Here is a 21,296-nt window from a genome sequence, read left to right on the forward strand (position 1 = left end):
GCATCGACGCCGACAAGATCTTGCTGACGATCCCGCAGGCGTGCGCTCGCGCGATCATGTATGTCCGGCGCCTGCATGCGAGCGAAGCGGTCATGGTCTTGGATGCAGCGGGCCGCACCTTGGCCGAACCCATCGTGGCCAGGCTCGCTATGCCACCCTTCACCCAATCGGCCATGGATGGATACGCGCTTAATGCCGGCGATGGGATACCGCCCGGCTCGCGGTTGGACGTCGTCGACCGGATCGCGGCGGGCTCGGTCGGAAGGAAGTTGGGTCAGGGCGAGACGTCACGTCTCTTCACGGGCGCACCACTCCCTGACGGCGCCGATGCCGTCATCATGCAAGAGCACGTCGAGCGCGAGGGAAGCGCGATCATCTTGCGCCGGCCCATCCGGGCTGGAGACAATATCCGGCACCGCGGCGAGGACATCGAGCCGCTGGAGCCGCTGTTGGAGGTCGGGGATCGGCTCGACGCGCGCCACATCGCTCTGCTCGCCGCCCAAGGCGTCGAGCGCGTCGACGTCCGCATCCGCCCCCGCGTTGCGGTGATCTCCACGGGGGACGAACTCCGGCAGCCGGGCTTGGGTCTTGAGGCGGCCGCGATCTATGATTCCAACAGGCCGATGCTGCTCGCGCTCATCGCGCAAGCGGGATTGGTGGCGATCGACGGAGGCTGGGTCCCCGACGACGCCGGGCTTCTAGCGGCCCGGATGAAGCATCTCGCTGCTGACGCCCACCTTGTGATCACAAGTGGTGGTGCCTCCGTCGGCGAAGAGGACCACGCCCTGGCCGCGCTTCGACAAGCGGGAGGCCAGGGAGAGACGCTGAAGATCGCGCTGAAGCCTGGGAAGCCGGCTGTCGTTGGCTCGATCGGCGCAGCTGCATATCTCGGCCTTCCCGGAAACCCGGTCTCGAGCCTCGTCTCTTGGCTGATTCTCGGCCACGCCATGGTGAGCGCTCTCGAGGGGCGGCACTCAAGACAGCGGTTGGGTTGCCCCATGACGAGCCGGTCGCATTTCGATCGGCGGCCCGGGCGAGCCGAATTCGTCCCGGCGCGGCTGGTGGACGATGGCGGCGTCGAGATTCTCGGACGGGGCGGTTCAGCCCGACTGAGGCCACTCGTGCAGGCAGACGGGCTGGCCGAGATCATGGCGGAGAACGCCGGCGTCCAACCAGGCGACACGGTTCTCTTCCATCCCTTCCGTGACGGCTTCGTCGTCTGATCCCCCTCCATCAGGAGCACCGAGCAACATGAGAAATGTCTGGCCTACGCTTGCCTTCCTTGCCTTGTCTTCTACAGGCACCATCGCGCAGGACATCTCGGCCGGAGAGCGATCCTGGAACAAGTGCCGCGCTTGCCACCAAGTCGGGGAGACCGCCAAGAACGGCGTCGGCCCGCAGCTCAACGGCTTGTTCGGGCGCCACTCCGGTGCGGTCGACGGTTACAGCTACTCGGCCGCTAACAAGAACTCCGGCATCACCTGGGACGAGGCCGTCTTCGCTGATTACATCAAGGATCCCAGGGCCAAAATCCCGGGCACGAAAATGGTCTTCGCCGGCATCAAGAACGAGAAGGAGATCGCCGATCTGACGGTCTTCCTCAAGCAGTACGGCAAGGACGGAAAAAAGGGGTCTTGACCCCCTCGACCGTCGAGGGAGAGCAATGATCAGGCCCTGTTCGCGCTCCGCATGGGTCAAGTCTCTTTTGCCCTGAAGCATCGATCACAGCCATTGGACGGCGCGAGGCGCTGATCGGCAAACCGCCGTAGATTCTTTATGGCGACGACGGACCGGGTTCCCGGTAAGCCAGAAGGCGCAGAGCATTCGCCACGACAAGGAGCGTCGAGCCCTCGTGAAAGACGACGGCGGCGCCGAGTTGCAGGCCGAACAGCGTCGCCGGGACCAGAACGGCGACCATTCCGAGGCTGATCCACAGATTCTGCTTGATCGTCCGGCTCGCTTGCCGGCTGAGCCCGATGACGAAGGGCAAGCGGCTGAGTTCATCGCCCATCAGCGCGACGTCGGCCGTCTCCAGCGCGACGTCGGAGCCGGCCGCGCCCATGGCGATGCCGACCGAGGCATGGGCCATGGCTGGCGCGTCGTTGACGCCGTCGCCCACCATCGCGACGTCCTGCTGTGAGCGAAGCTGCTTGATCAGCTCCACCTTGCCGTCCGGCATGAGGTCGCCCCGGGCCTCGTCGAGACCGACCTGCCTGGCGACCGCATCGGCGACCTGCTTGTTGTCCCCGGAGAGCATGATCATCCGCGAGATGCCGAGCGTCCGCAGCCGCGTGATCACCTCTGCCGCATTCGCGCGCGGCGTATCCATCAGCCCGAGCACGCCGAGGTAGCGGTCCGCCCGCCGCACCACCATGGTGGTACGGCCCTGTTGTTCGAGCGCTGTGATCTGGGCCTGGAGATCCGGCGGCAGCCGGGGGCCGTCGATCTCGTTAAACAGGGCAGCCTTGCCGACGAAAACGGGATCGCCTTCAAGTTGGGCCGCCAGGCCGCGCCCGGTGATGCTGCGCATACCTTTGGCCTTCGCGGTAAGCACCTCGGTCGCCAGGCGTAGGCGCCCATCTCTGACCACCGCTGCAGCCAGGGGATGATCGCTCAGATCCTCGACCGCAATAGCCACGGTCAGCAGTTCGACCTCGCCCCCCTCCGCTATGGGGATCACATCGGTCAGTCGGGGTTTGCCCTCGGTGAGAGTACCGGTCTTGTCGAAGGCGATCGCGGAAAGTCTGCCGAGGCTCTCCAAGGGCCCGCCGCCCTTCACCAGGACGCCGCCGCGCGCCGCTCTGGCTATCCCAGAGAGAACCGCGCTCGGTGTCGAGATCGCGAGCGCACAGGGGCTTGCCGCCACCAACACCGCCATGGCGCGATAGAAGCTAGCGGCAAAGGGCTCATCGATCACCAGCCAGGCCAAGAGAAGCAAGCCCACGCCGAGCAGGACGACCGGAACGAAGATCCGCTCGAACCTGTCGGTAAACCGCTGCGTCGGGGATTTCTGGGTCTCGGCTTCAGCGACCATGCGGACGAGGCGGGCCAGAGTGCTGTCGGCAGCCAGCCGCGTGACCTTAACATCCAGCGCGCCATAGCCGTTGATCGTGCCGGCGAAGACGATGCCGTCGGACCGGATCGCTTGCGGGTTGAGGCTCGCCCGCGCGATATCGTCTACCGGTTGCTTGTCGACCGGGACGCTCTCTCCGGTGACTGCGGACTGGTCGACGCTGCTGGCCCCCCAGGTCACGAAACCGTCCGCGGGAATGCGCGTGTTGGGCCGGATGATGATGGTCTCGCCCACCACGAGATCGGAGACCGGGACTTCGCGCACGGTCCCGTCGCGGCGAACCTCGGCCGTGGGCGGGGCGAGGTCCGCCAGGGCTGAGATGGCCCGCCGTGCCCGCCCCATCGCATAATGTTCGAGCGCATGGCCGATGCTGAACAGGAACAGCAGCAGCGCGCCTTCCGCCCATTGATCGAGCGCGGCGGCGCCAGCCGCCGCAACCAGCATCAGGATGTCAATTTCGAAGCGCCCGGCGCGCAGAGTTTCTATCGCCTCCCGAAGCGGAAAATAGCCGCCTGTCGCATAGGCGAAGACATAGAAGGCAAGCGGCAGCCAGGCGGGCAGACCGGACAGGAAAGAGAGGGTGAAGCCAGCCGCTAGCAGCACGCCGCAGGCGATGGCGAAGATCAGCTCGCTGTTCTCGCCGAAGGGCCCGCCATGATCGTGGTCGTGGTCATTTTCGTGGCCATGCCCATGGTCATCGCCAGAGACCGGCTTCGCGTCGGGTGACGAAGGCTCAGCAACCACGAGGCCCTGGTCCGCCAAGGACTGGCGGATAACGATCTCGGTGGTCAGTTCACGGTCGAACTCGACGCGGACTGGCCCTCCGACCGTGGCGACAGCCTCGATGACACCGGGCAGTCGCTGCAGATGCATCGAAACGGTGCGGGCCCGTGTCGCATAACGCACCCCGTCGGTCTGCAGGAGCAGATGACCAAAGCGCTTCGTCAAGCGCGCGCCAGCCGCCTCAGCGATCTCCCGGATGCGGCTGACGCTCAAGGCGTCGGGATCATAATGGAGACAGAGCTTGGCCGGATCGTCGCCGGACATCGGGATGACATGGACGTCGAACACGCCCTGCCGGCCTGCCAGTTCCTCGATGAGGCGGCCGACGCAGGCATCCTTCTCGTCGGGCAGTTCGGGAAGAAGGACCGGCAGTTCCAGTCGAAGCCGTTCGAAAATGGATGGGGTCAAATCGTTGGTATCTTTCCCGGCTTGGGACGAAGGCGCCAGCATGCCCGGTCCAGACAGCCTGGGCCGTCCGGAACCGGGCTTGGGACGAAGGCGCCAGCATGCCCGGTCCAGACAGCCTGGGCCGTCCGGAACCCTTCTTCAGTCAGCTACGTCGTCGATCTGCGGATCAGACCCTGCAGCCGCACGACTTCCGCGACCGTATTGGAGATCGTCCCGTATTTGCGGATGTTCTTGTGCAGCAGCTCGAGGCGCTGGTCGCTTTCGTCGGTATCGACGATGAGCTCGTAATCGATGCTGACCATCTTCGGCGGGCTATCCTGGCGGACGCCGCGCAGCTTCACCTCGACGCCGCGCAGCTCGAACTGGATCATCGGCGTCACCCTCTCGATGCCCTTGAGCATGCACGCCGCGACAGAAGCCAGCAACAGTTCCGCCGGGTTGAACGCGTCCGGTCGTCCGGCCAGATCGGTGTCGAGCACGATCTCGGCCTGCTTCGTCGTCGCCACGCCGCCATGCGCATCCACGCGTCGCGCCTCGACTCGGTAGTCCAGCATCATGCCGCCAGCCATTTGGCGACATCCTCGGTCTTCGGCAGACCGCCGGCATGGACGACCTTGCCGTCGATCACGATGCCCGGCGTCGACATGATGCCGTAGCCGGCGATCGCGGCGTAGTCGGTAACCTTCTCGACGGAGACGGCCACACCGAGGCGGGCGGCCTCGGCCGTCACCATCTCTTCGGTCGCCTGGCAGCGCTTGCAGCCTGGGCCGAGCACTTTGACTTGCTTCATGGTGTTGAGCCTTCGGTCAGGTGAAGAGGAGGTTGAAAAGAAAACCCACAGCGAGGATGCCGGTGGCGACGACGGCGACGAAGACGGCGATCAGCTTCAGGCTGAGCACCTTCCGCAGAATGATCATTTCGGGCAGCGAGAGCGCGATCACGCTCATCATGAAGGCCAGCACCGTCCCAAGCGCCGCGCCCTTGCCGAGCAGCGCCTCAACGACGGGGATGATGCCAGCGGCGTTGGAATACATCGGCACGCCGAGCAGGACGGCTGCGGGTACCGACCACCAGGCATCCCTGCCCATAATGGTCGCGAGAAGCTCGGCCGGCACGTAGCCGTGGATGAAGGCGCCGGCCGCGATGCCGGCGATGATCCAGAGCCAGACCTTGCCGACGATCTCGCGGACGGCCTCTGTTCCGGCCTTAATCCTGTCGACTATCGTCTGCCGGTCGAGCGGCAGATCGACCTCGCCCAAGCGCACGTCCCGCACCCATTCTTCCAGCCAGCCCTCGAGACGCAACCGACCGATGACCCAGCCTGACAGGATGGCGATGCAGAGCCCGAAGGCGAGATAGGTGAGCGCCACCTTCCATCCCAGCAGCGCAAAGAGCAGGCCCAGCGCGACTTCGTTGATCATCGGCGCGGCGATCAGGAAGGAGAAGGTGATCCCGAGCGGGACCCCCGCCGAGACGAAGCCGACAAACAGTGGTACGGCCGAGCACGAGCAGAATGGGGTGAAGATCCCGAGCGTGGCGGCGGCGACGTTGCCAACGCCCTCGCGACGCCCCGCCAGCAGCGCTCGCGTTCGTTCGGGCGAGAAGAAGCTGCGCACCATTCCCATGCCGAACACGACCAAGGTCAGCAGCATCAGCACCTTGGGCGTGTCGTAGAGAAAGAACTTCACGGCCTCGAAGGCCTGGGTTCCCGGCGTCAGCCCGGACCGCGCCACGGCCCATTCCGAGAATGGGAGGAGTTGCCCATAGACCAGGAACCAGATGGCGACGAAGGCCAGGACACCGCCGATCCAAGCTAGCGCACTAGGTTCCGGAAGCTTGTCCCGGCGCATCACGGCGACATTGGTGGTCATGCTGCGTTCTTTCGTTTTGCATCTGATGCACCCGCCAGGGCCTCTCGCGCCTTGATCGCCGTCAAAACGGCGTCGAGGATCGCGTCGAGCTCTGGCTCTAGGTCGGGATGGCGCCGGTAGCGCACCCACTGCGCGTCGCGCCTGTCGGTCACGATCCCCGCCGCTTTGAGTACCCCCATATGCCGCGACATGCGGGACTGCGTGGCGCTCAGGAGCTCCATCAGCTCGCAGACGCAGTGCTCGCGGCCATCGGCCAGCAGGCGCATCGCCCCCAGGCGCGTAGGTTCCGACAAGGCAGACATGAAGGTCGAGAGGTCGATCATAGAAACATCCGTTTATGCGCTTAGGCGCATTTGATAGAGCAGCCGATTGTTTACAAGGGCGTCCAGATCACCTCCCTATGCGCAACGAGCCACCGTGCGCCAGATCAGGAGTACGGCGGCGCTCAATGGTGGGGACGGGCGCCGCGGGCGATCATCAGGTGGTGGTCCTGGTGGTGCATGCCGCGTGTCATGACCCCGATGAAGCCCAGACCCTTCAGCTTGGCGAGGTCCGCAGCTGGAACCTTCACTGCCATAGTCGCCCCACCTTCGATCTCTGCCGCCGCGAACTGCCAGCCAGCGGCGTTGTTCATCGTGCCGGCGTGAGCGAGCGCCATGCGGCGAATGGCGTCCCGAACTGGTGGCGTGCCGGTCACTGTGAACATCACCCCGCCGTCAATGGGCTCGGCCTTGACCATGGAATGAAGCGTGACGGCGCTCATATCCGCCAGATGCTGCCGGAGCGCCTCGATGTTGACCGTCGACCAATCCGTCTTCGGATCGCCTTCCAGGATTTCGACGATCTCCTGAATGGCCGCGAATGCACCCTGTCCCGGCTGAACCGGCGCAGCGGTTGAGGCACCATGCTGGTGACCCATCTGCTGGGCCGGGGCCGAAGCATGGCCGGCGTGGGAATGACCGGGATGAGACTGAGCCAACGCAGCGGCTGGAACGAGCGAGGCGATGAGAGCAAGTGCGCGGATCATGACGGTCTTTCCTGTGTGAGAGACACTTTGCATGCCGCAGCGTCCTCGAACATGATCGTGATCATGTCCGCCACGCCCGCTCCTGTCCTTGCCGCGATCCTTGCCCGGCTGCCGCTGCATGACTGCGAGTTTTCGCCAGGGGCGGCCCTGTTCCACCGGGGCGACGGCGTGGTTGGCCTACACATCATGCCCGAAGGCACGGCGCACCTTATCCGCCATCAGGACGACGGCGCTGCCTTGATCCTGCAGCGCGCGCGGCCCGGTGCGGTCCTCGCCGAGGCGTCGCTGTATTCGGCCCGATACCATTGCGATGCCCGTGCCGAGACATGCGTCAGAACGGGGATGGGACTCAAGCCGGACCTGTTGCGGGCGCTGGAGACCGATGTCGCGGTCGCCTCCGCCTGGGCGAGCTATCTGGCGCATGAAGTTCAGCGCGCGCGGCTTCTATCAGAAATACTCTCGCTGAAGACGGTGAAGGCGCGGCTGAAGGCCTGGATCGCCTGGAACGGCGCCCTGCCGCCCAGGGGGCAAGGGCACATGATCGGGACCGAAATCGGTGTGACTGTGGAGGCGTTCTACCGCGAGATCGCCAGGGAACGACGGGCCGCCGACCCCGCCGGCGACAGCTAGGGCTTCGCGCCCTCTGTCGGCCGGTTCTCCTCCTGCACGGCGAAGACGTCATGCGCGTAGGCATCGAGGATAAACCCTGACTGCGTCGTGCACTCTGGGGCCTGGCGCGCTCGGCCGTATGCGATGTGCCTCCTTTGAGAAGCCGCGCTCGCCATGCGCTCCGACGAGGGATTAGCACGCACCCTCGCCTAACTGGGCTGCTTCAGCGTTGGCAGCGCCAGCGTCGCGATGAAACAGGCCACCAGCATCAGGCCAGATCCAAGCAGACACGCATAGAGCCCGCCAGCCTGGTAGAGTAGGCCCGACAGGAGAGTGCCGCTGAAGCGGCCGAGCGCGTTGGCGGCGTAGTAGAAGCCGACATCTTCGGCCGACTTCTCCGAGCCGGCATAGGCCAGGATGAGATAGGAGTGGACCGAAGAGTTCACCGCGAAGGCGAAGCCGAACAGGCTCAAGCCCGCGACGAGGATCAGGTCCGGCCGCAGCCCGGCACCGTTGGCGAGAAGACCCGCGATGGCGAAGGGGATGACGGCGAGCGCCAGCGACCAGAGCCGCGCGGCCGGAACCTCCGATGACAGCCCGTCGGTGCTGCGCCGGATGAAGGCGGGCGCCGCAGCCTGGACCAGCCCGTAGCCGATCGTCCAGACCGCCAGAAAGGTGCCGACCATCGTGAAGGTCCAGCCCGAGGCGTAGAGGAACACCGGAACACCCACGACGAACCAGACGTCCCGCGCGCCAAACAGCGCGACGCGAGCCAGCGCCAACAGGTTGACGCTTCGGTTCTTGGCGAACAGCTCGCGCGCGCTCTTGCTGGCCTTGGCCTTGCCCATCATCGCAGGCAACGCGGTCAGCACGCCCACCAGAATGAGCGCCAGCATGGCGGCCATCGCCCAGAGCGCGCCCTTGAAGCCGAGCGCCTCGAGCAGCAGCCCGCCGAGGAAGAAGCCGACGCCTTTCATCGCATTCTTCGAGCCTGTGAACCAGGCGACCCACCGGAACAGCCGGCCTTTGGAATCTTCTGCCTTCGCCGCCGCCTCGGCGACCTTGATCGCCGATTTCGAGGCCGTCTTCGTCAGGTCTTTGGCGACGCCGCAGACGCCCTGCGCCATCACCACCCAGGCGACGGAGGCCGTGGCCGTCCAGTCCGGCGACAGGCCCGACAGCAGCAGGAAGCCGAGGATCTGGGTCGTGAGCCCCACGGCGAGCATCCGCGTGATGCCGTAGCGGGCCGCCAGCCAGCCGCCGATCAGGTTGGCGGCGATGCCGGCCGCCTCGTAGAGCAGGAACAGGAAGGCAAGCGTGAAGGGCGAATAGCCGAGCCGGAAGAAATGCAGCAGCACGAGCATGCGCAGCGCGCCGTCGGTCAGGGTGAATCCCCAATAGGCGGCGGTGACGATGGCGTAGTTGCGCGCTCCTTGCGTCACGAGATCAGATCCCGACCTGTTCGAGATGGCAGGCGAGATCGACCATGCGGCAGGCATAGCCCATCTCGTTGTCGTACCAGGCATAGACCTTCAGCATCGTGCCGTCGGTGACCAGCGTCGAGAGCCCGTCGACGATGGCCGAGCGCGTGTCGCGCTGATAGTCGATCGAGACCAGCGGGCGCGGCTCGAAGCCGAGGATTCCAGCGAGCGGCCCTCTGGCGGCCGCCTCGAACAGGGCGTTGACCTCGACGGCGGTCGTTGGCCGCTCGAGTTCGAAGACGCAGTCCGTCAGCGACGCGTTGAGCACCGGCGCGCGCACGGCATGGCCGTCGAGCTTGCCCTTGAGCTCCGGGTAGATCAGCGCGATCGCGGTGGCGCTGCCGGTTGTCGTCGGCTGCAAGGAGAGCATCGCCGAGCGGGCGCGGCGCAAATCCTTGTGCGGAGCATCGACCACGACGTTGGTATTGGTCGGATCGTGGATCGTGGTGATCTGGCCGTGCCGGATGCGCAGGTTCTCGTGCACCACCTTCACCACGGGTGCGAGGCAGTTGGTGGTGCATGAGGCGGCGGTGACGATCGGATGGCTGGACGGCTCGTAGAGATGCTCGTTGATGCCGACGACAACGTTGAGGACGGACGCATCCTTCACCGGCGCGGCCACGATGACGCGCTTGGCGCCGCGCTTCAGATGGCCCTCGATCGCTGCCGGCGTCAGGAACTTGCCGGTGCATTCGAGCACGACATCGACGCCAAGATCGCCCCACGGAATATCGCCCGGTGCAGCCTCCGCGGAGAAGCCCATCCGTCGATCAGCGATCCGGATCGCGTTTTCACCGACATGGCCGATGTCGGCGCGCCAACGGCCCTGCATGCTGTCGAATTCGAGCAGATGGGCCGTCGCCATCGCGCCGCCCTTGATCTCGTTGAGGTGGACGACGTCGAGGCGGTTGCCGGCGCGCGGATCATCACCCTGCCGCTCCGCCGCGCCGAGCGCCGCCCTCAGGGCCAGGCGCCCGATGCGCCCCATGCCGTTGATGCCGACCCGCATGATCCCCGCTCCATCCGATGATGCCGAACCGTCCATCACCGAATGCAGACAACATGTCAATATGTCGGTTGACTCCGACATTTATCTCGTCCAGCATTTATGTCGACATCAACCGACATAACGAGATAGAATCATGGAAACGGCTCCCCTCAAGGTCCTCTTCGTCTGCAAGGGCAACCACGCTCGCTCGATCATGGCGGAATCCATCATGCGGCGGCTCGCCGGCGACAAGTTCACCGTCTTCAGTGCCGGCTCGCAGCCCAGGCCCGAAATCAGCCCCTTCGCGGTGCGGCTTCTCCAGTCACTGAACCACGATATAACCGCCCTGCATCCCAAGAGCTGGAACGAATTCGCCGGGCCGGATTCTCCAGAATTGGACTTCGTGTTCACTCTGTCGGAGACGGCCGCCAACGCCGTCCCTCCCGCCTGGCCCGGAAACCCAATGACCGCACTCTGGACGTTGCCCGATCCCGCCGCCTTCGAGGGCGAGGACGTCCAGAAGGCGCTTGCCTTCGCGGACGCCTATCGCATGCTCAACAACCGTATCTCGATCTTCTCGAGCTTACCGCTGGCTACGCTACAGGGCATGGCCCTCCAGCACCGGCTCGACGCCATCGGGAAGGACATGGGTCGAAGTGACCTGGGAAAAAGGGAAGACGCGGCGTGACGCAACGGCCAGATGCCCTGAGGCTCGATTCCTCCGACGCGGTCGGGTTGCTAGGTGCGTTGGCGCAGCCCACGCGGCTCGAAATCTTTCGGCTACTGATGCGGTACCGGCCTCATGGCCTTGCGGCCGGCGATATCGGCCGGCTTCTAGCGGTGGCACACAATACGCTATCGTCTCATCTCGCCGCGCTGGAGCAGGCCGGTCTGCTGGCGTCGCGGCGCGAAGGCCGCCACATCATCTTCGCAGCCCAGGCTCCTCGCGCCGATGCGCTCCTGGCGTTCCTGTCGGATGCCTGTTGCACGGAGGGACCGGCAGCATGTTCGCGCGATACTCTGGCCATCCCAGCCCGTCGCGATCACGTCGTCAGCGAGCATCCCTTGAGAGTGCTCGTCGTCTGCACCGGCAACTCGGCGCGTTCGATAATGGCCGAGGCCGTCCTCAACAGAGAAGGCCTCGGCCGGATCAAGGCTTTTTCTGCGGGAAGTCGCCCTCAGGAAGCGCCGCATCCGCTCGCGCTCAGCCTCATGGAGGACCTCGGCTACGACATCTCGGCGATGCGCTCGAAGTCGTGGGACGAATTCCTGGGCGCGGCGGCTGCCGAACTCGATCTCGTGATCACGGTCTGCGACGACGCGGCCGATGCGGCATGTCCAACCTTTCCAGGCGTTCCCATGCGCGTGCACTGGGGGCTGGACGATCCGGCTGAGGCAACCGGACCGTTAGCGGCCAAGCGCGCCGCCTTCCTGCAAAGCTATCGCGAGCTGACGGCGCGCGTCACCGCCTTCGTGAATCTCCCCTTCGAGCAGATGTCCCTGAGCGAACTCCAGCCTATGCTGACGGCAATCGGTCGGATGGACGGAGCGACGGAAAAGTCGCTCGATCAGGCGGCCTGAGCCGTCCAAGTGGAAGCAGCTCGGATCGCTCTGAGAAAATGCTTGTATCCTACAAGGATATTTGCAATATCGATTGCATGAACGATGATCAGGCTGTGGCCTCTCTCTCTGCATTAGCCCATGTCGATCGCCTGGCCGCTTTTCGCCTGATGGTGAAGGCTGGTCCAGCGGGGTTGCCGTCCGGCGAGATCGCAGAGCGTCTCGCCATTCCGCCCACCCGTATGAGCTTCCATCTTGCGACGCTGGAGCGATCGGGGCTTGTGGCGTCACGCCGCGACGGCCGCAGGATTCTCTACGCCGCAAGCTTCGATGACATGCGGCAGCTCCTCGGCTTCATCACCGAGGACTGCTGCGGCGGTGACGCGGCCATCTGCGAGGGTCTTGTGTCTCTTGCCAGCCCGTCATGCAGTCCGGCGAGCAACTGACTGGCCCTGGGATCTGCCCCGACTTGGAGCAACCCGTTTTGGCCCTCCAACCCGATGGCGACCGCCTCCGCCCGAGTGCCCGCCAACGTGACTTCAAAGGCTCGCCATGACGATCACCGTCTACCACAACCCAGCCTGCGGAACCTCGCGCAACACGCTGGCGATGATCCGGAGCTCCGGTGAGGAGCCGGAGGTGATCGAGTATCTGAAGACGCCGCCGACCCGAGAGACTTTGGTCGCGCTGCTCGCCGCGATGAAGCTCGCGCCCCGCGACATTCTTCGTGAGAAGGGCACGCCCTATGCTGAACTGCGCCTCGACGACCCCAGCCTTTCCGACGACTCCATTCTCGATGCGATGATGGCACATCCCATCCTGATCAACCGCCCGATCGTCGTCACGGACAAGGGCGTCAGGCTCTGCCGGCCGTCGGAGCGGGTTCTCGACCTGCTGGAGCATCCCGTCGCGCGCTTCACCAAGGAGGATGGAGAGGTCGTCGGCGTCGCGGGAGGCAAGGCATGAGCGTCGCTCCGATCGGCCTGCCAAACGTCACAACCGACCAGCTGAGGCCCATCGATGCGGAGGCTCTGGCGGGCAGCGCTCGCCCCGATCACCCACCCCGCATCCTCGTGCTTTACGGCTCGATCCGCGAGCGTTCCTATTCCCGTCTCGCGGCTGAAGAGGCCGGCCGGCTGCTGCGCTGGTTCGGCTGCGAGGTCAGGACCTTCGACCCTCGCGACCTGCCCCTTCCCGACGGCGCCGAGCCCGATCATCCCAAGGTGAAGGAGCTGCGCGATCTCGCCGACTGGGCCGAGGGCATGGTCTGGGTCAGCCCCGAACGCCACGGCGCCATGACCGCGATCATGAAGGCGCAGATCGATTGGATTCCTCTGAGTCTCGGCGCCAAACGCCCGACCCAAGGCAAGACGCTGGCGCTGATCCAAGTCAGCGGCGGGTCGCAGAGCTTCAACGCCGTCAACCAGATGCGCATCCTCGGCCGCTGGATGCGGATGATCACCATCCCTAACCAGTCCTCGGTCCCCAAGGCCTTCCTCGAATTCGACGAGGCCGGCCGCATGAAGCCGTCTCCGCTTTACGACCGCATCGTCGATGTCTGTGAGGAGCTGGTGAAGTTCACGCATCTCACGCGCGGACGCTCATCCTATCTGACCGACCGCTACTCCGAGCGAATCGAAAGCGCCGAGGCGCTGATGAAGCGCGTCAACCAAAGCGCGATCTAACGCAAACCGCACCTGCCCTGTAGACTTTCACAAGGCGTCGGCCTCGCCGCGCAGTTCCACTCGGAAATCTTCATGCTCGCACTCGCCATCTTCGTGGCCACGCTCGTTCTCGTCATCTGGCAGCCGAAGGGCCTGGGCATCGGCTGGTCGGCGCTTGGCGGCGCCGCAGTCGCCATGCTCACCGGCATCGTCGGCTGGGCCGATCTCGGCACGGTCTGGCACATCGTCTGGGATGCGACCTTTACCTTCGTCGGGCTGATCGTGATCTCGCTGATCCTCGACGAGGCCGGCTTCTTCGCCTGGGCGGCACTCCATGTGGCACGCTGGGGCGGTGGCAACGGGCGCCGGCTCTTCCCGCTTGTCATCCTGCTCGGCGCCGTCATCGCCGCCTTTTTCGCCAATGACGGCGCAGCCCTCCTGCTCACCCCGATCGTGCTGGCGATCCTGCTGCGGCTCAACTTCCCACAGGCCGGCGCGATGGCCTTCATCGTCGCCTGCGGCTTCGTCGCGGACACGACCTCGCTGCCGCTGGTGATCTCCAACCTCGTCAACATCGTCACGGCCAACTACTTCCAGGTCTCCTTCGCCCGCTACGCGGCGGTGATGGTGCCGGTCGATCTGGTGTCGCTTGCGGCCACGCTCGTCGTGCTGTGGATCTATTATGGCCGAGACATCCCGGCCTCGTATGCGGTCGGCGACCTCGAAGAGCCTGGTGCCGCGATCAAGGACAAGGCCGTTTTCCGAGCGGCCTTCCCCCTGCTCGCCTTGCTGCTCGTGGCCTATTTCGTGACTGCGCCGCTCGGCATCCCGATCGCCTTCGTGACAGGCGCCGCCGCGCTCGTCCTCGTCGCCATCGCGGGGCGCTGGTTCAACGGGGGCGATGGCGCCATCGTCTCGGTGCCGAAGGTCCTGCGCGAGGCTCCATGGCAGATCGTCCTATTCTCGATCGGGATGTATCTCGTGGTCTATGGCCTCGGAAATGCCGGCCTGACCGACATCGCGGCGGGCGTTCTGGTCGGGCTCGCGGACAAGGGGAGTTTCGTTGCCACGGTCGGGACCGGATTCGTCGTCGCCGTGCTGGCCTCGGTGATGAATAACATGCCCGCAACGCTGGTCGGCGCGCTGGCGATCGACCGGGCCAATGTCGCGCCTCTGACCCGGGAACTGATGGTCTACGCCAACGTCATCGGCAACGACCTCGGGCCGAAGTTCACGCCCATCGGCTCGCTCGCCACGCTGCTCTGGCTCCACGTCCTTGCGGGTAAGGGCCAGACGATAACCTGGGGACAGTACATGAAGGTCGGCCTCGTCATCACGCCGCCCGTCCTGCTGGTCACGCTGGTGGCGCTCTGGCTCTGGCTGCCGGTCATCTCGTGATAGCGGCGAGAGCGCGAGGCAACGAAGTCCGCGCCCATACGGGTAAGGACCACCCATGAGCGACGTGCTTGACGTTGCCGTCATCGGGGGCGGACAGGCTGGGCTCGCCTGTGCCTATTTCCTGCGGAGGTCCGGTCTCCGCTTCGCCATCCTGGACGGCGAGCCCAGAGCGGGCGGTGCCTGGCTTCATGCCTGGGATTCGCTGCGGCTCTTCTCACCGGCCCAATGGAGCTCTCTGCCCGGCTGGCCGATGCAGGCGACCGAGGACGGCTATCCCACACGCGATGCGGTCATCGATTATCTCAGCCGATATGAGGAGCGCTATGGCCTGACCGTGGAACGCCCGGTCGAAGTGGAAGGCGTCGCGCGAGATGACGGCCGGTTCACGCTTGCGACCAACAGGGGGCTGCGGCAGGCGCGCGCCGTGATCAGCGCCACCGGCACATGGAGACATCCGTTCCGGCCGGCCTACCCGGACCAACATCTCTTCCAGGGGCGTCAGATTCATTCGGCGCAGTACCGGACCCCGGCCGATTTCGCAGGCCAGCGCATTCTGGTCGTGGGCGGGGGCAACTCCGGGGCCCAGATCCTGGCCGAGCTGTCACTGGTCGCGGACGTCACATGGGTGACGCCGACGCCGCCTTCCTTCCTGGCCGACGACGTCGACGGGCGCGTCCTGTTCGAACGCGCGACGGAGCGTTGGCGGGCCGCGCAGGAAGGCCGTTCGATCGATGTACCAACCGGCGGGTTCGGCGACATCGTGATGGTGCCACCCGTCAAGGAGGCTCGGGCAAGGGAGGTCCTTCACGCCGTCGCGCCCTTCGCTCGGTTCGTGGACGACGGCGTGGTCTGGCGCGATGGCAGCCGGTCCCATGTCGACGCCGTGATCTGGTGCACGGGATTTCGTCCTGCGCTTTCGCATTTGACCCCACTCAACATGGTTCAGGACGATGGCCGCGTCAGGACGAACGGCACACGATCGGTGGACGAGCCGATGCTCTGGCTCGTCGGCTATGGGGACTGGACCGGCTCGGCTTCCGCCACCCTGATCGGTGTCATGCGGACCGCCCGGACGACGGTTGTCGAGATCGCTGACGCCTTGGCCTAACGCGATTCCGCGCTCGCGGACCTTCGGCGGCACGCAAGCCCGCATCGGAGGTGCACAGTCTCGTCAGCGTACCTGCCGCGACGGGATAAGCGCGGCGATCGCTAGAGAAGCCTATGGCTGGGGCTCGCGCTCTCCGGCATGAACGCAGAGGAGCGCTAGCAGCGCGAGGATGCCAAGACCACTGGTCAGCCAGATCGCGTTGACGCCATAACGATCGAGGGCGTAGCCGAAGATCAGCGGAGCGGCCGCTTGGAGGGCGCGCCCAGGCCCTCCGATAAGCCCTTGCGTCAGTCCATAGCCAACGGGCCCGAACAGGGCGAGTGGAAGCGTACCCTTCGCGATCGTCAGCACGCCGTTTCCGGCCCCGTGCAGGAAGGCGAAAGCATAGGCGCCGGGCGCCCCCAGCCAGAATAGGACGGCTGCGCCGATCGGGTGCGTCAACGTCGCGAGCCGTGTCGAGACCAGCGGATGGAAACGGCGCAGCAGCGTGAATTCCAGAATGCGCGCGGCGACCTGAGCAGGCCCGATCAACGCGCCAGCGCCAACCGCGACCGCCGTCGTCGCTCCTGCCGCTTCGAGCAGCCTCGGAAGATGGGCCGCCATCGCAGTGCTGGTGAACCAGGTCACGGCGAAGACGAAGGCGAGCAGCACCATCGTCAGCCGCGCACGCGAGGGCACGTCTTCGCCTGCACCCGCCTTCGTTGCCGCGGCGGCCGGCACGGCCAGGTTGCCGGCCGGAAGCCAGGCGTTGAGCGGCAGGGCCAGGAACAGGTGAAGGCCTGCCCATCCGAAGCAGGCGACGCGCCAGCCGTAATGAGCTTCCATCAGCGCGGATAGCGGCCAGCCCACGGTACTGGCGAAGCCGGCGATCAGCGTGATCCCGGTGATCGGCGAGCGCGCCTCGCGCCCATATATGCAGGCCAACGTCGCGAAGGCGGCCTCGTACAGCCCGATGCCCATGCCGAGCCCGACGATGAGCCATCCGAGCCACATCAGGAGCGGTCCTTGCGCCAGGGCCATACAGGCCAAGCCGGTGGCGAAGATCAGGTTGGACGCGATCAGGATGCCTCGACCGCCATGGCGGTCGATCATCATGCCGGCCCAGGGACCGACGATGGCCGAGACGACCATCGCGGCGGAGAACGCGGCGAAGATCATGACCGGGCTGACGCCGAGATCGGCCGCCATCGGCGTCGCCAGCACGGCGGGAAGGTAATAGGTCGAAGCCCAGGACACGGTCTGCGCCGTGCCCAGGGCCATCACGATAGCGGTCGTCGGCCGGCCTGGTAAGCTCATGCGCAGCAGCGAGCCGATGCCGTTTCCAGCGTTTTGGCTTCGGTGTCGCAACCACAGCCTGCGTGCCCGGCGGCCTTGGCCTTGGCGTCGTCGCTGCAGCAAGCATCCGTCGCCACTGGGGCCGGGCCGCCGCAGCAGCTCGACGCCGCTGCTGTCGCACCGCCCGGCGTCGCGCTGCAGACGCCGGTTTCGGGCAGATTAAGCTCGACGCGGCGGGCGGCTTCATGATCCCCGGCGATCTCGGCAACGATGGAGCGAACCTGTTCGTGGCCGGTTGCGAGCAAGAAGGTCGGCGCTCGCCCATAAGACTTCATCCCGGCGATGTAGAAGCCGTGCTCCGGATGGGCGAGTTCGGCCGCACCGTGGGGGCGCACGGTCCCGCAGGAATGCTCGTTGGGGTCGATCAACGGGGCCAGCGCCGGTGTGCATTCGAGCGCGGGATCAAGCTGGACGCGCAGCTCCCGTAGGAAGCCGAGATCCGGTCGGAAGCCGGTGGCGACGACGAGTTCATTCACCGTGATGGAGCGGCCATCGTCCGCCATCAGACGGAGGCCGGCCTCACCCGTCTCGAGCCGATCAAGCCTGAACGTCGTCTCGACGGCGATGCGTCCACTCTCGACGAGACGCGCGATCCTCATACCCAGTTCGCCCCGTGCGGCTAGCTGGTCGGCAGCTCCCCCGCCAAAGGCCTTGGCGATATCCGGCCCACGGTAGAGCCAGGTGATCGTCGTGCCGGGTGCCTCGTCCTGCAGTTGCGTCAGGGCGGTCAGCGTGCCTATCGCCGAATGCCCACCACCCACGACGGCGATGCTGCGGCCGGTGTAGCGCGTGCGGTGATCACCGAGGATATCGGGCATGCCATAGCTTATGTGCCCCACCGCCTCCGGCTCGCCGACGGCAGGCAGCCCACCCGCACCGGCCGGGTTCGGCGAGAACCACGTCCCAGAGGTGTCGATAACTGCATCGGCGAGAACCGTCTTGTCGCCGGCACCGTTGCGATAGCGCACGGCAAACGGCGCACGGTCCCGGCCGGCCGACTTCACCTTGTCGAAACCCAGGCGCGAAACTGCGAGCACGCTGGCGTTCAGATGGATGGCCTCGCGCAAAGGCGTCCGTTCCGCCAACGGAATGAGATACTGATCCAGGAGGTCGCCGCCTGTCGGATATGTGTCCGGGGATGGGCGGTTCCACCCCGTGGCCATGAGCAGCCGTTCGGCTGCGGCATCGACGTCGTAGGCCCACGGCGAGAACATCGGCACATGGGACCACTGCTTCACCGCATGACCGACGGATGGGCCTTGCTCGAAAACGATCGGCGTCAGCCCACGCTCGACGGCATGAGCAGCCGCCGCCTGGCACCGCTCATCGACGCAACATTCGGCGACGAGGAAGCCGACAAGCGCGTTCATGACGTCGTAGTTGGCGCGGCAGATCAGCGTGCGGCTGTGCCGTTCCTGCGTAACCAGCCCTGCATGAATCAGCGTCTTGAGATGAAAGGAAAGCGTCGATCCAGCGATCTCGAGCCGTTGCTGACATTCTCCGACGGATAGGCCGCCATGCCCCGCCCTGACCAAAGTGCGATAGAGCAAAAGCCGGGTCGAATTACCCAACGCCTCGAGTTGTGAAGCTGCCTTGTTCGTGTCCATGAGGGCATGCTGGTCAAAGCTCGCAGGCTCGTCAAGCTATATTTCTGGTTTGATCGAAATTAGCTATTTCCTGCCGTTTGGCGTCGTCCGCCGAGATGCGCTTCGATGGTACGCGCCGGTACTAGAAAACGGTCAGCGGCGATGCCTATTTCGCGTCAAGCAAAAAATGCCAATGGCCGGCGCTACCCAACGATCCCAATGGCGAGGCACACCATCAGCTAGCTAAGACGTAGCGCCGCGGGACCGAATATGCTGATCCGCCGACCAAGGGCTGGTCACTCCCATGGCAGCCACCAGAGAAGCCGGAAGCGAAAAACAACGCGGCTCCAAGAAGGCTGACTTTGACGTCCGACGCACGACGTGCGCCAGGAGGTCGATTATGGAGAAGCTAGAATATCAGATCGCGGTCCCTGATGCGCGACAGGACATATTTGGCCGCAAACGCTGACGCGGCGGCGGCGAGCGGCGTCTCCGAATTAAACGTGGGGTCATAGACGCTGAAGAATTCCGACGACGTCCGATCCGCCAGAAATGCCCCAACGATCTCCTTGGGAAGCACAGGCAGTTTCACGAGATAGAGGGTCCGGAACTGACTGAAATAATCGATCGAGATTTCTCGCGGGTTCGCGAGGTGGCCACGGACGATGTCGGGGTCAGCAGAGGCTTCCAGCGCGATGGCGACCCTGTCTTCGTCAGTTTCCGCGGCCATCGCCCGGTCGATATAGCCGTGGATGGCGGGGCCGAAGGTCGCGCTTATGACCGCGTCCTCAGGGCGCTGCTGGATGAATCGAAGCAGAGGGACGAGCAGCGGTTCCGCCGCCACCCTGACGTCCTCCTCGGGGACATCAAATTCGATGATAAGCGGATGAATCGTAGAGTAGTCGCCGCGCATGAACGTCTGCTGCGATGCGCTGTAGCGGTCGCCGTGGGCTACCATGCCGAACGTGCTGGCCGCCTCCCGCGTTCGACCCGAGTGAACGTCGATGGGCTCTTCCTGATGCCATGGATAGTCGCGACCCATCGTCTCGACGTTGAAGCCTATCTCGCCGATTTCGCCCAAGAAGGACGTCATGCTCGGCCAGGGCATGATGAACGCTGCGAAAAGCTTCATGATGATCTCCGGTCATCGGTGGCTTCAGAGGAGGCGCGAATGCCCCGCTTGGCTTCGCGCGCACTCGGTATCGGCCGGTAGGTCCAGATGTCCTCCTCCCAGTCGCCGCGTTGGAACTCAACGATGCGGAACCTTCCAAGGCTCCACTCGGCGCGGAAGACCGTCCTAGCCTTGACGAGGACCAGGACCTCTCGCCTAATCTCACGCTTGACGGAATCGGGATCGCGGTCTTCCCGAATGATCCGGTCTAGATTCCCCACGTTCGTGTAGAAGGTCGCGGCGGTAACTCTGAGATCGCCGCGGACCGCCTGGGCGACGAAATCGCCGCCGATATACATGCGGTTGCCCAACAGGGTGGCAAAACATGTCGCCTGATCCGCATGGAGTTCGGCGATCTGGGCACGCGTCGGGTTGAAGCTCAGCATGGGCATGGTCACGCCTCCAGCCCAGCTATCCAGCGCATGAACGCGGGATCGCGGCCAAAAACGCGCCTCATCAATGCGAGAGACGCAGCGGCGGCGCGGGTCGGCGAGATGTTGCGGATAGTCATGAGTTGGCTCGCGTGGTTGAACCAGATTTCGTCGAAGTCGCGGCCGTGATCGTTGTCGAGGTCGAAGTCCATCGTTGTCTCCCTGGTTAAAGGCGGCCCTTGTTGGCGATGAAGAATTCCAGCGTCTTCGCCACGCCGGCTGGCGACATGGTGGTCAGCGCGTCGCAGGACCGCCTGATATTCGGGTCGGTCTGGCGCAGCAGGCGCGCCAGAAGCGAGATGTCGTCGCGTGTGGCCGTGGCCGACAGCTTGATCAGTCCGCGCAGGTTATCGTCGGGGTTGCGCACCATCCCGATCAGCTTCTCGCGGGCAACCTCCAGTTGGGCTTCGGCCGCGGCGGTGCGGGCATTTGCTTCCGTGACGACCGTGAACGCCACGTCCGAGGCCCGGCGCTCGACCCTTGCGTCGAAGCTGCGAGAACGCTCATCGTCGAGCACTTTGGTCTGCTCGGCGGAGCGACGCTCAAGATCCCTGACCAGAGCCGTCGCGGCGGCGAGTGCGATCGCGGTCGTCGCGACAGCGACGACAAGCCCGACCGCCGCAACCCCCTTCAGCGTTTCCCGCCGGATCTTCGCGTGAAGTTCTCTTGACGCTTGATAGTCCGTCTCGGCGATGACAACCCTTGCGTTCAGGTCATCGATCGCATCGAAGACGGGCGCGACGGGGTCACCGTCGCGCACGCCCGTGATCCGGCGAACCGTATCCGTGAAGCGGGCCATGGCG

At 65.1% G+C, this 21,296-nt stretch carries 24 protein-coding genes; 10 read left to right on the forward strand and 14 right to left on the reverse strand.

The genetic code is table 11. The annotated features are described in order from the left end of the window. Nucleotides 1-1,223 (forward strand): molybdopterin molybdotransferase MoeA (locus Q8M82_RS21800; RefSeq protein WP_305693395.1); only part of this gene is annotated, 1,223 nt, incomplete at its 5' end. A gap of 28 nt (nt 1,224-1,251) precedes the next feature. Beyond that, nucleotides 1,252-1,638 (forward strand): c-type cytochrome, encoded by a 387-nt coding sequence (locus Q8M82_RS21805; protein WP_305693396.1) that lies wholly within the window; start codon nt 1,252-1,254, stop codon nt 1,636-1,638. A 136-nt stretch (nt 1,639-1,774) separates the two neighbouring features. Here the strand turns inward: Q8M82_RS21805 and Q8M82_RS21810 are convergent, their stop codons facing one another. The 6 genes from Q8M82_RS21810 to Q8M82_RS21835 all read right to left on the reverse strand — a co-directional run bounded on the left by Q8M82_RS21810 (nt 1,775) and on the right by Q8M82_RS21835 (nt 7,162). Continuing rightward, on the reverse strand, nt 1,775-4,306 hold the full coding sequence (locus Q8M82_RS21810) for a heavy metal translocating P-type ATPase (RefSeq protein ID WP_371126438.1): 2,532 nt from the start codon (nt 4,304-4,306) through the stop codon (nt 1,775-1,777). Nucleotides 4,307-4,410: 104 nt separating this feature from the next. Continuing rightward, entirely contained in the window at nt 4,411-4,818 is a 408-nt protein-coding gene (locus Q8M82_RS21815) for an OsmC family protein (RefSeq protein WP_305693423.1), read from the reverse strand. Further along, complete coding sequence (locus Q8M82_RS21820; RefSeq protein ID WP_305693397.1) at nt 4,818-5,054, reverse strand: thioredoxin family protein; 237 nt, start codon at nt 5,052-5,054, stop codon at nt 4,818-4,820. The genes Q8M82_RS21815 and Q8M82_RS21820 overlap by 1 nt, the downstream gene beginning before the upstream one ends. A gap of 16 nt (nt 5,055-5,070) precedes the next feature. Next, nucleotides 5,071-6,135 (reverse strand): permease, encoded by a 1,065-nt coding sequence (locus Q8M82_RS21825; protein WP_305693398.1) that lies wholly within the window; start codon nt 6,133-6,135, stop codon nt 5,071-5,073. Beyond that, on the reverse strand, nt 6,132-6,458 hold the full coding sequence (locus Q8M82_RS21830) for an ArsR/SmtB family transcription factor (RefSeq protein ID WP_305693399.1): 327 nt from the start codon (nt 6,456-6,458) through the stop codon (nt 6,132-6,134). The genes Q8M82_RS21825 and Q8M82_RS21830 overlap by 4 nt, the downstream gene beginning before the upstream one ends. Before the next feature lie 122 nt (nt 6,459-6,580). Next, complete coding sequence (locus tag Q8M82_RS21835; RefSeq protein WP_305693400.1) at nt 6,581-7,162, reverse strand: hypothetical protein; 582 nt, start codon at nt 7,160-7,162, stop codon at nt 6,581-6,583. 51 nt (nt 7,163-7,213) lie between these two features. Here Q8M82_RS21835 and Q8M82_RS21840 point away from each other — a divergent pair, with 51 nt between their 5' ends. Next, nucleotides 7,214-7,792 (forward strand): Crp/Fnr family transcriptional regulator, encoded by a 579-nt coding sequence (locus Q8M82_RS21840; RefSeq protein ID WP_305693401.1) that lies wholly within the window; start codon nt 7,214-7,216, stop codon nt 7,790-7,792. Nucleotides 7,793-7,980: 188 nt separating this feature from the next. Here Q8M82_RS21840 and arsJ read toward each other — a convergent pair whose 3' ends face one another. After that, nucleotides 7,981-9,213 (reverse strand): organoarsenical effux MFS transporter ArsJ, encoded by a 1,233-nt coding sequence (gene arsJ, locus Q8M82_RS21845; RefSeq protein WP_305693402.1) that lies wholly within the window; start codon nt 9,211-9,213, stop codon nt 7,981-7,983. A gap of 4 nt (nt 9,214-9,217) precedes the next feature. Then, nucleotides 9,218-10,261 (reverse strand): ArsJ-associated glyceraldehyde-3-phosphate dehydrogenase, encoded by a 1,044-nt coding sequence (locus Q8M82_RS21850; protein ID WP_305693403.1) that lies wholly within the window; start codon nt 10,259-10,261, stop codon nt 9,218-9,220. A 133-nt stretch (nt 10,262-10,394) separates the two neighbouring features. Here Q8M82_RS21850 and Q8M82_RS21855 point away from each other — a divergent pair, with 133 nt between their 5' ends. The 7 genes from Q8M82_RS21855 (at nt 10,395) to Q8M82_RS21885 (ending at nt 15,970) form a co-directional block, all read left to right on the forward strand. Then, a complete protein-coding gene (locus Q8M82_RS21855) occupies nt 10,395-10,928 on the forward strand; it encodes an arsenate reductase ArsC (protein ID WP_305693404.1) in 534 nt (177 codons plus the stop codon). Next, nucleotides 10,925-11,821, forward strand: coding sequence for a metalloregulator ArsR/SmtB family transcription factor (locus Q8M82_RS21860; RefSeq protein WP_305693405.1), 897 nt, complete (start codon nt 10,925-10,927; stop codon nt 11,819-11,821). The genes Q8M82_RS21855 and Q8M82_RS21860 overlap by 4 nt, the downstream gene beginning before the upstream one ends. Before the next feature lie 77 nt (nt 11,822-11,898). Continuing rightward, complete coding sequence (locus Q8M82_RS21865) at nt 11,899-12,246, forward strand: ArsR/SmtB family transcription factor (RefSeq protein WP_305693424.1); 348 nt, start codon at nt 11,899-11,901, stop codon at nt 12,244-12,246. A gap of 106 nt (nt 12,247-12,352) precedes the next feature. Further along, nucleotides 12,353-12,766 carry an arsenate reductase (glutaredoxin) gene (gene arsC / locus Q8M82_RS21870; RefSeq protein WP_305693406.1) on the forward strand — a complete coding sequence of 138 codons (414 nt, stop codon included), beginning with the start codon at nt 12,353-12,355 and terminating at the stop codon, nt 12,764-12,766. Further along, complete coding sequence (arsH, locus tag Q8M82_RS21875; protein WP_305693407.1) at nt 12,763-13,485, forward strand: arsenical resistance protein ArsH; 723 nt, start codon at nt 12,763-12,765, stop codon at nt 13,483-13,485. The genes arsC and arsH overlap by 4 nt, the downstream gene beginning before the upstream one ends. Nucleotides 13,486-13,557: 72 nt before the next feature. After that, complete coding sequence (locus Q8M82_RS21880; protein ID WP_305693408.1) at nt 13,558-14,862, forward strand: arsenic transporter; 1,305 nt, start codon at nt 13,558-13,560, stop codon at nt 14,860-14,862. A 55-nt stretch (nt 14,863-14,917) separates the two neighbouring features. Then, nucleotides 14,918-15,970, forward strand: a complete 1,053-nt coding sequence (locus Q8M82_RS21885; RefSeq protein WP_305693409.1) for an ArsO family NAD(P)H-dependent flavin-containing monooxygenase — start codon at nt 14,918-14,920, stop codon at nt 15,968-15,970. Between the two features lie 111 nt (nt 15,971-16,081). Here the strand turns inward: Q8M82_RS21885 and Q8M82_RS21890 are convergent, their stop codons facing one another. The 6 genes from Q8M82_RS21890 to Q8M82_RS21915 form a co-directional block, all read right to left on the reverse strand. Then, entirely contained in the window at nt 16,082-17,230 is a 1,149-nt protein-coding gene (locus Q8M82_RS21890) for an MFS transporter (protein WP_305693425.1), read from the reverse strand. Between the two features lie 32 nt (nt 17,231-17,262). Next, nucleotides 17,263-18,912: a helix-turn-helix domain-containing protein gene (locus Q8M82_RS21895; protein ID WP_305693410.1), complete on the reverse strand. Its 1,650-nt coding sequence runs from the start codon at nt 18,910-18,912 to the stop codon at nt 17,263-17,265. A gap of 388 nt (nt 18,913-19,300) precedes the next feature. Further along, nucleotides 19,301-20,023: a hypothetical protein gene (locus Q8M82_RS21900; RefSeq protein ID WP_305693411.1), complete on the reverse strand. Its 723-nt coding sequence runs from the start codon at nt 20,021-20,023 to the stop codon at nt 19,301-19,303. Further along, the gene (locus Q8M82_RS21905) at nt 20,020-20,454 is read right to left on the reverse strand and encodes a hypothetical protein (protein WP_305693412.1); all 435 of its coding nucleotides are present in this window, start codon (nt 20,452-20,454) and stop codon (nt 20,020-20,022) included. The genes Q8M82_RS21900 and Q8M82_RS21905 overlap by 4 nt, the downstream gene beginning before the upstream one ends. 2 nt (nt 20,455-20,456) lie before the next feature. Continuing rightward, nucleotides 20,457-20,645, reverse strand: a complete 189-nt coding sequence (locus Q8M82_RS21910) for a hypothetical protein (protein WP_305693413.1) — start codon at nt 20,643-20,645, stop codon at nt 20,457-20,459. 14 nt (nt 20,646-20,659) lie between these two features. Continuing rightward, nucleotides 20,660-21,292 (reverse strand): hypothetical protein, encoded by a 633-nt coding sequence (locus tag Q8M82_RS21915; RefSeq protein WP_305693414.1) that lies wholly within the window; start codon nt 21,290-21,292, stop codon nt 20,660-20,662. Nucleotides 21,293-21,296 lie beyond the last annotated feature (4 nt).

It is taken from the genome of Allobosea sp. (genome assembly GCF_030694325.1).
In the GTDB taxonomy this organism is placed as follows: Bacteria; Pseudomonadota; Alphaproteobacteria; order Rhizobiales; family Beijerinckiaceae; genus Allobosea.

Coding starts and splice junctions, on each gene's coding strand:
- Q8M82_RS21805 (WP_305693396.1), top strand. CDS start 1,252: ATGAGAAATGTCTGGCCTACGCTTGCCTTCCTTGCCTTGTCTTCTACA.
- Q8M82_RS21810 (WP_371126438.1), bottom strand. CDS start 4,306: ATGCTGGCGCCTTCGTCCCAAGCCGGGAAAGATACCAACGATTTGACC.
- Q8M82_RS21815 (WP_305693423.1), bottom strand. CDS start 4,818: ATGCTGGACTACCGAGTCGAGGCGCGACGCGTGGATGCGCATGGCGGC.
- Q8M82_RS21820 (WP_305693397.1), bottom strand. CDS start 5,054: ATGAAGCAAGTCAAAGTGCTCGGCCCAGGCTGCAAGCGCTGCCAGGCG.
- Q8M82_RS21825 (WP_305693398.1), bottom strand. CDS start 6,135: ATGACCACCAATGTCGCCGTGATGCGCCGGGACAAGCTTCCGGAACCT.
- Q8M82_RS21830 (WP_305693399.1), bottom strand. CDS start 6,458: ATGATCGACCTCTCGACCTTCATGTCTGCCTTGTCGGAACCTACGCGC.
- Q8M82_RS21835 (WP_305693400.1), bottom strand. CDS start 7,162: ATGATCCGCGCACTTGCTCTCATCGCCTCGCTCGTTCCAGCCGCTGCG.
- Q8M82_RS21840 (WP_305693401.1), top strand. CDS start 7,214: ATGATCGTGATCATGTCCGCCACGCCCGCTCCTGTCCTTGCCGCGATC.
- Q8M82_RS21850 (WP_305693403.1), bottom strand. CDS start 10,261: ATGCGGGTCGGCATCAACGGCATGGGGCGCATCGGGCGCCTGGCCCTG.
- Q8M82_RS21855 (WP_305693404.1), top strand. CDS start 10,395: ATGGAAACGGCTCCCCTCAAGGTCCTCTTCGTCTGCAAGGGCAACCAC.
- Q8M82_RS21865 (WP_305693424.1), top strand. CDS start 11,899: ATGAACGATGATCAGGCTGTGGCCTCTCTCTCTGCATTAGCCCATGTC.
- arsC (WP_305693406.1), top strand. CDS start 12,353: ATGACGATCACCGTCTACCACAACCCAGCCTGCGGAACCTCGCGCAAC.
- arsH (WP_305693407.1), top strand. CDS start 12,763: ATGAGCGTCGCTCCGATCGGCCTGCCAAACGTCACAACCGACCAGCTG.
- Q8M82_RS21880 (WP_305693408.1), top strand. CDS start 13,558: ATGCTCGCACTCGCCATCTTCGTGGCCACGCTCGTTCTCGTCATCTGG.
- Q8M82_RS21885 (WP_305693409.1), top strand. CDS start 14,918: ATGAGCGACGTGCTTGACGTTGCCGTCATCGGGGGCGGACAGGCTGGG.
- Q8M82_RS21890 (WP_305693425.1), bottom strand. CDS start 17,230: ATGGCCCTGGGCACGGCGCAGACCGTGTCCTGGGCTTCGACCTATTAC.
- Q8M82_RS21895 (WP_305693410.1), bottom strand. CDS start 18,912: ATGGACACGAACAAGGCAGCTTCACAACTCGAGGCGTTGGGTAATTCG.
- Q8M82_RS21900 (WP_305693411.1), bottom strand. CDS start 20,023: ATGAAGCTTTTCGCAGCGTTCATCATGCCCTGGCCGAGCATGACGTCC.
- Q8M82_RS21905 (WP_305693412.1), bottom strand. CDS start 20,454: ATGCCCATGCTGAGCTTCAACCCGACGCGTGCCCAGATCGCCGAACTC.
- Q8M82_RS21910 (WP_305693413.1), bottom strand. CDS start 20,645: ATGGACTTCGACCTCGACAACGATCACGGCCGCGACTTCGACGAAATC.
- Q8M82_RS21915 (WP_305693414.1), bottom strand. CDS start 21,292: ATGGCCCGCTTCACGGATACGGTTCGCCGGATCACGGGCGTGCGCGAC.